Below are 8,576 nucleotides of genomic sequence, written 5' to 3'. Positions count from 1 at the left end.
TCGTGAGTGGCGATCGCGGTTCTAACCGGGATGAGCACGCACGAGCCCCCGCCTCAGTCGATGTCCCCGGTGAGATAGCGCTGCAACGTCGGCGCCACCGCCGCGACCAGCGTGTCCACCTCCGCCGACGCCATCGGCGGGAACCGTGCCACGTACCGGATCAGCCCCATCCCCACCACCTGCGAAGCGCACAGCGCGACCCGCAGCTCCAGCCGGTCGCTGCCGAGGTCGCTGAGCAACCCGGTGAAAAACTGCGAGAAGAAGTCGCGCAGCACGTTGCTGGCCGCCTCGTGTCCGGCGATGCTGCGGATCAGCGCCTGGAACGTGTCGCCGCCGACGCCGTCCCAGCGGGTCAGGAAGGTGTGCGCGATGCGAGCGCCCAGTTCGTCGTCCGGGCCGTCGCGCAGGATCGGGACCAGTTCGTCCGGTTCGAACGGCAGTTTCAGCACCGCTTGCGCGAACAGGCCTTCCTTGCCGCCGAACCAGTGGTTGACCATGGCGGCGTCGACGCCGGCGCGGGCGGCGATCGAGCGGACCGTCGCGCGTTCGTAGCCGTTCTCGGCGAACACCGCGCGGGCCGCTTCGAGCAGCACCGCCCGGGTGTCCTGACCAGCGGGGCGGCGGCCGCGGCGGCGCGCGGTAGTGTCTTCCGTGCTCACCGGACCATCTTGACCGGTCGCCGCCTCGAATTCAACACGCATTGAATTGAGAGCCCGCTGACCGGCTGACGCGGCCGTAGCGGCACAATGAGGCGCATGGTCAGCTCAGCAGCCACGTCCACGGCCGGGCCCGGCCCGGTCAGCCCTTCCCGCGCCGAGTTCCGCGCGCTGGCCGAGAGCCGCCGCGTGATCCCCGTGGTGCGCCGGGTGCTCGCCGACGGCGAGACCCCGCTGGGGATTTACCGGAAGCTCGCCGCCGACCGGCCCGGCACATTCCTCTTCGAATCGGCCGAGAACGGGAAATCGTGGTCGCGCTGGTCGTTCGTCGGCGTGCGCAGCCCGGCCGCGCTGACCGTGCGCGACGGCAAAGCGGTCTGGACCGGCACCCCGCCGGACAACCTGCCCGCCGAGGGCGACCCGCTGCAGGTGCTGCGCGCGACGGTCGAGGCGCTGCACACCGAACCGCTGCCCGGCCTGCCCCCGCTGACCGGCGGGATGGTCGGCTACCTCGGCTACGATTCCGTGCGCTGGCTGGAAAAGCTGCCCGAGCTGGCCGAACGGGACCTCGACATCCCCGAGCTGACCATGCTGCTCGCCACCGATCTCGCCGCGTTCGACCACCACGAGGGCACCGTCACGCTGATCGCCAACGCGGTCAACTGGGACGACTCCGCCGAACGCGTGGACGCCGCCTACGACGACGCGCTCGCCCGGCTGTCCGCGATGACCGAGCAGTTGCGGGTGCCCGCGCCGCCGACGGTCGCGACGTTCGACCGCCCGGCGCCGGAGTTCCGCCGGCACCGCAGCAAGGAAGACTTCCACGCGGCCGTCGACAAGGCGGTCGAGGCGATCAAGGCCGGCGAAGCGTTCCAGGTCGTGCCGTCGCAACGATTCGAGATCGAGACCGGGGCCGACGCGCTCGACGTGTACCGCGTGCTGCGCACCTCCAATCCGAGTCCGTACATGTACCTGCTGCGGCTGGAGGGCTTCGACATCGTCGGCTCCAGCCCGGAATCGCTGGTGACCGTCCGCGACGGCCGCGCCACCACGCATCCCATCGCGGGCACCCGCTGGCGAGGCGCGGATCCGGAGGAGGACGCGCAGCTGGCCAAGGATTTGCTCGCGGACGAGAAGGAACGCGCCGAGCACCTGATGCTCGTCGACCTGGGCCGCAACGACCTCGGCAAGGTCTGCAAGCCGGGCACCGTGCACGTGGTCGACTTCTTCCAGATCGAGCGCTACAGCCACGTCATGCACATCGTGTCCACGGTGACCGGCGAGCTGAAGGACGACGCCACGGCCTTCGACGCGGTCACGGCCTGCTTCCCGGCGGGCACCCTTTCCGGCGCGCCCAAGGTCCGGGCGATGCAGCTGATCGAGGAACTGGAGCCGGTGCGCCGCGCGCTGTACGGCGGCGTGGTCGGCTACCTGGACTTCGCGGGCGACGCGGACACGGCGATCGCCATCCGCACCGCGCTGATGCGCGACGGGACCGCGTACGTGCAGGCGGGCGGCGGCGTGGTCGCGGACTCGGTCCCGGACTACGAGGACACCGAATCGCTCAACAAGGCCCGCACCGTGCTGTCCGCGATCGCAGCGGCGGGCACGATGATCCCGGCGGGGGAGCTGGACCCGGCAGAGGACGCGGCCGGTGTCTGAGCGGTCCGGCGAGGCGGAACCACGGCGCGGCGGGGCCGAGGCGGAAACGGAAGCTCCGTCCGCGGGCGGCGGGAAGGCAAAGCGTCCACTGTGGACGATCATTCTCGCCCTCCTGCTCGGCGCGCTGGCGCTGTGGGGCGCGTCCCGGATGGTGTGGTTCGCCGAATTCCGCGACGAGGGCGTGCGCGGCACCGTCCTGTACACCGAACCCGGCGAACAGCGCGCCACCGCGCTCGTGCCGCTCGCGATCCTCGCGCTCGCGGGCGTCGCCGGAGCGGTCGCGACCGGCGGCTGGCTGCGCCGCGCGCTCGGGATCGTGCTGGTGCTCGCCGGCGCGGCGGGCGTCTGGAACGGCGTGGCCGGGATCAAGTTCGGCGGCTTCGCACCCGGGCTGCCGGGCACGGAAATCGTGCTCGGCCACCTGATCGCGGTGCTCGGCGGAATTCTTGTCGCGCTCGGCGGGTTGGCAGCGATCAAGTGGGCGGGAGCCGCGCGGAAGCTCGGGGCCCGTTACGCCGCACCGGGAGCCAAGGCGGCGCGGAAGGATCCGGACACCGAGCTGTGGGAGGCGTTGTCGGAGGGGGACGACCCGACCGATCCGCCGGATCCGCGGCGCTGAGCAACCCGGAACCGGCCGGTCATCGAGCGGGGGTTAGCATCGTTTCGGCGGGAAGGGGAAGGTTTTTGTGAGCGAGCTTGCGAGTGGACCCAGGAGTGCGGCAGCGGGTAGGGGCGTCCGATGAGCGTGCTCGAAGACATCGTCGCCGGCGTGCGCGAGGATCTCGCGCAGCGGGAATCCGCGCTGCCGTTCGACGAACTGAAGGCCAGGGCGGCCAAGGCCGTTCCGCCGCGTGACGTCATGGCCGCGCTGCGCGAATCCGGCATCGGCGTCATCGCCGAGGTGAAGCGGCGCAGCCCGTCGAAGGGCGAGCTGGCCACGATTCCCGACCCGGCCGCGCTGGCGCGGGACTACGAGGACGCCGGCGCGCGCGTGATCAGCGTGCTCACCGAGCAGCGCCGCTTCGGCGGTTCGCTCGCCGACCTCGACGCGGTGCGCGCCGCGGTCGACATTCCCGTGCTGCGCAAGGACTTCATCGTCAGCCCGTACCAGGTGCACGAGGCCCGGCTGCACGGCGCGGACATGGTCCTGCTGATCGTCGCCGCGCTGGAGCAGAACGCGCTCGCCGCGCTGCTCGACCGGGTCGAATCGCTCGGCATGACCGCGCTCGTGGAGATCCACAACGCCGAGGAGGCCGACCGCGCGCTCGAAGCGGGCGCGAAGGTCATCGGCGTCAACGCGCGCAACCTGCACACCCTCGAAGTGGACCGCGACGTGTTCTCCCGCCTCGCGCCCGGCCTGCCGATGGACGTGTTCAAGGTCGCCGAGTCCGGCGTCCGCGGCCCTGGCGACCTGATGTCGTACGCGGGCCACGGAGCGGACGCGGTGCTCGTCGGCGAGGGCCTGGTGGCGTCGGGCGACCCGAAGGGCGCGGTCGTCAAGCTCGTCACCGCCGGTTCGCACCCCGCCTGCCCGAGGCCCTCGCGGTGACCGAACGCGGCAAGCACGACCCGGACGAACGCGGCTACTACGGCCCGTACGGCGGCCGGTTCATGCCGGAAGCGCTGATCGGCGTGGTCGACGAGGTCGCGGCGGAGTACGAGAAGGCCCGCCACGACCCCGCGTTCACCGGCGAGCTGAACCGGCTGCTCACCGAGTACGCGGGCCGTCCGTCCCTGCTCACCGAGGCCAAGCGGTTCGGCGAGCAGGCCGGCGGCGCGCGGGTGTTCCTCAAGCGCGAGGACCTCAACCACACCGGTTCGCACAAGATCAACAACGTGCTGGGCCAGGCGCTGCTCACCGTGCGGATGGGCAAGAAGCGCGTCATCGCGGAGACCGGAGCGGGCCAGCACGGCGTCGCCACGGCCACCGCGTGCGCGCTGCTCGGCCTCGACTGCGTCGTGTACATGGGCGAGGTCGACACCGAGCGGCAGTCGCTGAACGTCGCGCGGATGAAGCTGCTCGGCGCCGAGGTCGTGCCGGTGAAAACCGGGTCGCGCACGCTCAAGGACGCGATCAACGAGGCGCTGCGCGACTGGGTCACCAACGCCGACACCACGCACTACCTCTTCGGCACCGCCGCCGGCCCGTCGCCGTTCCCGATGATGGTGCGCAACTTCCACCACGTCATCGGCGAGGAGGCGCGGGCGCAGATCCTGGAGAAGGCGGGCAGGCTGCCGGACGTCGTCGCGGCGTGCGTCGGCGGCGGGTCCAACGCCATCGGCATCTTCTCCGGCTTCTACGACGACCCGTCGGTGCGGCTGGTCGGCCTGGAGCCGGGCGGCGAGGGCATCGAGGGCACCCGGCACGGCGCGACGCTCACCAAGGGCAGCCCGGGCAACCTGCACGGCGCGATGTCGTACCTGCTGCAGGACGAGGACGGCCAGACGGTCGAATCGCATTCGATCTCCGCCGGGCTCGACTATCCGGGCGTCGGCCCGGAACACGCGTGGCTCAAGGACTCCGGCCGCGCCGAGTACCGCCCGGTCACCGACGCGGCCGCGATGGACGCCTTCCGGCTGCTGTCGCGCACCGAGGGCATCATCCCGGCGATCGAATCGGCGCACGCGCTCGCCGGCGCCCTGGAACTGGGCCGCGAGCTGGGCCCGGACGGGCTGATCGTGGTCAACCTGTCGGGCCGGGGCGACAAGGACATGGACACCGCGGCCCAGTGGTTCGGGCTCGTGGACGGGGAGGGCAAGTGAGCGGGCTCGACGAGCTGTTCGCGGCGACGCGAGCGGAACACCGGGCCGCGCTGGTCGGCTACCTGCCCGCCGGATTCCCCTCCGTGGACGGCTCGAAAGACCTGCTGGCCGCGACGATCGACGGCGGAGCGGACCTGGTCGAGGTCGGCGTCCCGTACTCCGACCCGGTGATGGACGGCCCCACCATCCAGGCGGCCGCCGAGGCGGCGCTGGCCAGCGGATTCCGGCTCAAGCAGCTGTTCGAGGTCGTGGAATCGGTCTCCGCGCGCGGCGGTCGCGCGGTCGTGATGACGTACTGGAACCCCGTGCACCGCTACGGGGTCGACGCGTTCGCACGCGACCTGGCGTCCGCCGGTGGCCTTGGCTTGATCACGCCGGACTTGATCCCGGACGAGGCCGACGAGTGGATGGCCGCGTCCGCCGAGCACGGTTTGGACCGGATCTTCCTGGTCGCGCCGTCGTCGTCGGAGGAGCGCCTGGCGAAAACCACGGCGGCCTCGTCGGGCTTCGTGTACGCGACCGCGGTGATGGGCGTGACCGGCGCCCGCGACGCGGTGGGTGTGCACGCGGAGGACCTGGTGCGGCGGACTCGCGAGCACACGGAGCTGCCGATCGGCGTGGGCCTCGGCGTCCGGTCGCGGGAGCAGGCCGCGCAGGTGGCCGGGTTCGCGGACGCGGTGATCGTCGGATCCGCGCTGGTCACCGCCGCGGCGGACGGTCCGGATGGCGTGCGGAAGCTGGCTTCGGAGCTGGCGCAGGGCGTGCGCGAGGCGGTCGCTCCGGCCTGACCTCGGGTCGAGGGCCGGAAACTGTCGGTGGTCGTTCGTACTCTCTCGGTATGCAGACGACGACAGCAATCTGGGCGAAGCTCCCGGATTGGCAGAAGTACTCGCCTTGCCTAACGAACAGCTCCTCGGCAATCGGATCGAGGGAGTCGACGGAACCCTGGTGATGGGTCCGGCGCCGACTGCGCTCCACCAGCAGTGGCTGCAGCGATTGCAGCTCGCAGCGGTGCCAGCCTTGCCGAAGGGCACTGAGCTGCTCCCTGGCGTCGCTGTCCGCTGCGGCGAAAACCGGCTGCTGATCCCGGACTTCGTGATCGTCACCTGCCCGGATGTGGCGACGACCTGGTACCCAGCGTCCGAGGTTCTGCTGGCCGCGGAGATCGAATCCCCGTCCGCCCGAGTGCAGGACCGGATTCTCAAGAAGGCCCGCTACGCCGAAGCCCTCATCCCGTACTACCTGCTCGTCGACCCGGAGCAGGAAGCCGCCACCGTGTACGCGCTTTCCGACGGCGACTACCTCCCGCACGCGAAGAGCGAAGGCGGCCTGCTCACCCTGGCCGAACCTTTCCCCGCGGAGCTGGATCTGCGCTTGAGCGGCCAGTTGTACGCATCGTGTACGCCGTCCGCGCACAGTGAGGCGCATGGCTTTCGACATCGGACAAGTTCCCCGGAGGACGTTCCTGCGCGGGGCGGCCGGCGTGAGCGCTGCCGCGGCGGCGGGACTCCTGCTGCCCGGTCTCGCGGACGCCGCTGACGCGCCGCGCATCTACAGCTGTGCCGAATGGGGTGCGCGCCCGCCTGCGGATCCGCTCACCACGCTCGACCATCCCGCCAATCGCGTGCTCATCCACCACATCGACTGTCCCAACAGCACCGACTACTCGCTCGAGCACGCGTTCCAGGTCGCGCGCAACGATCAGGCTGACCACATCGACAACAACGGCTGGTCCGACACCGGCCAGCATTTCACGGTCTCTCGCGGCGGCTATCGCCTCGAAGGCCGCCACGGCAGCCTGGACGCGTTGCGCAGCGGCAAGAAGATCGTCCGCGCGGCGCATTGCCCCGGCCAGAACGACAACGCGATCGGCATCGAGAACGAGGGCACCTACATGCAGGTCGCCCCGCCGAAGGCGCAGTTCGATTCGCTGGTGGTGTTCGTGGCGTACGTGTGCCGCCAGTACGGCATCCCGGTGAAGGAAATCAAGGGACACCGCGACTTCTACAACACGGACTGCCCGGGCGACAAGCTGTACGCGATGCTGCCCGAGTTGCAGTCCCGGGTGGCGGCCTTGCTTCGTTGAGCGGGTTCAGTGCAGGAAACGCATTGCCTGGCACAACTCCGCGGGCTTCAGCGATCCCAGCTCGGCCACCTCGGCGCGGCGCACGTCCGTCAACGTGGTGGCCAGCTGAGGCCCGAACGCCGTCCGCAGCACCTCGTCGGCCTCGAACGCGTCGACCGCGTCCGACAACGACTCCGGCAACCTGGCGACGCCAGCGGCTGCGGCGTCTGCGGGGGAGAGCGAGCCAGGATCCACGCTGACCGGCTCCGGCAGGCGCGCCTCGGCGGTCAAGCCTGCCAGTCCGGCGAAAAGCAGGCCGGCCACTACCAGATACGGGTTCGCGGTGAGGTCGAAGCACTTCACTTCCAGATTCGCCGCGGTGTCGCGCTGTCCGGCCGCACCGCGGATCAGGCGCAGCGGTGCTTCGCGGTTTTCCAGGCCCCACGCGGTAAACACGCCTGCCCAATGGTGCGGTTCCAGCCGCAGATAGCTGACCACCGACGGCGCGCCCACCGCCAGCAACGCGGGCAACCGGCGGAAAATCCCCGCACCGAAGGATTCCGCGGTCGAGGTCAGCCCCAAAGCTCCGGTCCCGCCCGCGCACAGATTCCGCTCGCCGTCCCAGAGGCTCAAGTGCACGTGCCCGCCGTTGCCGACGCCGCCGGGTTCGAACTTCGGCGTGAACGACGCGCGCAACCCGTGCGCAGCGGTCACCGTTCGCACCGTTTCCCTTGTCAGCACGGCTAAATCGGCTGCCCGCAAGGGGTCCGCCGCGGCGATCGACAGCTCGAACTGGCCCGCCGCGTACTCCGGGTGGATCTGCTCCACCTCTACCCCAGAACGTTCCAAAGTGGACACGAGAGCGCGCAGGTACTCGTGGTTCGCGCTCAACCGGGAGTATCCGTAGGCCGGGCCGGGCAGCGGGACTCCGTCCGCGTCGGTCGCGATCCACTCCAGTTCGAACGCCGTCCGCGCGGTCAGGCCGCGGTCGGCGAGCTGGTCCACGGCGGTCGCCGCGAGCGCGCGCGTGTCTTGCGGGTGCGGCTGTCCGTCCTGGTCGTAGCGCCACGCCGGGGCCCACGCCCAGCCGGGTTGTGCGGCGAGGACGGTGAGCGCGTCGAGGTCGGGGTGCAGTCGCAGGTCGCCGACTGGGCCGAGGGAATGCTCGCCGTTCGCGATGCTGTCGGTGCCGAGGAAGAAGTCGAACGAGTTGGACGCGCCGACGCCCCACGCCGCGACCGTCGCCAGCCTCGTCACCGGCACCGCTTTGACGCGCGAAATCCCGGAGTTGTCCACGAAACTCAGCGCGACGAGTTCGACGCCCGCCTGCTCCATCCGGCCCGCGGCGGCAGCGCCGAGTTCCGCGAGCCGGTCGCGGTCGAGTTTCGAGGGGGTGGACGACAAGGCGCGCTCCTTCGATGCCGGACGAG

At 70.8% G+C, this 8,576-nt stretch carries 9 protein-coding genes; 7 read left to right on the top strand and 2 right to left on the bottom strand.

Features of this window, described 5'->3' with window-relative positions; all coding sequences use genetic code 11:
- Positions 1-53 precede the first annotated feature (53 nt).
- Positions 54-659 (bottom strand): TetR/AcrR family transcriptional regulator, encoded by a 606-nt coding sequence (locus H4281_RS11765; protein ID WP_182890884.1) that lies wholly within the window; start codon positions 657-659, stop codon positions 54-56.
- Between the two features lie 96 nt (positions 660-755).
- Here H4281_RS11765 and H4281_RS11760 point away from each other — a divergent pair, with 96 nt between their 5' ends.
- The 7 genes from H4281_RS11760 (at position 756) to H4281_RS11730 (ending at position 7,167) form a co-directional block, all read left to right on the top strand.
- Complete coding sequence (locus H4281_RS11760) at positions 756-2,318, top strand: anthranilate synthase component I (RefSeq protein WP_182890883.1); 1,563 nt, start codon at positions 756-758, stop codon at positions 2,316-2,318.
- Positions 2,319-2,418: 100 nt separating this feature from the next.
- Positions 2,419-2,937, top strand: a complete 519-nt coding sequence (locus tag H4281_RS11755) for a Trp biosynthesis-associated membrane protein (RefSeq protein ID WP_376771854.1) — start codon at positions 2,419-2,421, stop codon at positions 2,935-2,937.
- A gap of 120 nt (positions 2,938-3,057) precedes the next feature.
- Positions 3,058-3,867, top strand: coding sequence for an indole-3-glycerol phosphate synthase TrpC (trpC, locus tag H4281_RS11750; protein ID WP_009074973.1), 810 nt, complete (start codon positions 3,058-3,060; stop codon positions 3,865-3,867).
- Positions 3,864-5,081 carry a tryptophan synthase subunit beta gene (gene trpB, locus H4281_RS11745; RefSeq protein WP_370648166.1) on the top strand — a complete coding sequence of 406 codons (1,218 nt, stop codon included), beginning with the start codon at positions 3,864-3,866 and terminating at the stop codon, positions 5,079-5,081. Before trpC ends, trpB begins: the two co-directional genes overlap by 4 nt.
- Positions 5,078-5,869 (top strand): tryptophan synthase subunit alpha, encoded by a 792-nt coding sequence (trpA, locus tag H4281_RS11740; protein ID WP_182890881.1) that lies wholly within the window; start codon positions 5,078-5,080, stop codon positions 5,867-5,869. The genes trpB and trpA overlap by 4 nt, the downstream gene beginning before the upstream one ends.
- 106 nt (positions 5,870-5,975) lie before the next feature.
- The gene (locus H4281_RS11735) at positions 5,976-6,620 is read left to right on the top strand and encodes a Uma2 family endonuclease (protein WP_246411626.1); all 645 of its coding nucleotides are present in this window, start codon (positions 5,976-5,978) and stop codon (positions 6,618-6,620) included.
- A complete protein-coding gene (locus tag H4281_RS11730) occupies positions 6,565-7,167 on the top strand; it encodes a peptidoglycan recognition protein family protein (RefSeq protein ID WP_312872092.1) in 603 nt (200 codons plus the stop codon). The genes H4281_RS11735 and H4281_RS11730 overlap by 56 nt, the downstream gene beginning before the upstream one ends.
- A 6-nt stretch (positions 7,168-7,173) precedes the next feature.
- On the opposite strand, the gene H4281_RS11725 is transcribed toward H4281_RS11730, so the two are convergent.
- Positions 7,174-8,481, bottom strand: a complete 1,308-nt coding sequence (locus H4281_RS11725) for a type I glutamate--ammonia ligase (protein ID WP_220507141.1) — start codon at positions 8,479-8,481, stop codon at positions 7,174-7,176.
- Between the last annotated feature and the right edge of the window lie 95 nt (positions 8,482-8,576).

The organism is Amycolatopsis dendrobii (genome assembly GCF_014145675.1).
Taxonomy (GTDB): domain Bacteria; phylum Actinomycetota; class Actinomycetes; order Mycobacteriales; family Pseudonocardiaceae; genus Amycolatopsis; species Amycolatopsis dendrobii.
Note: the sequence above shows the minus strand (reverse complement) of the source record. Positions and strands in the feature narration are given on the sequence as shown.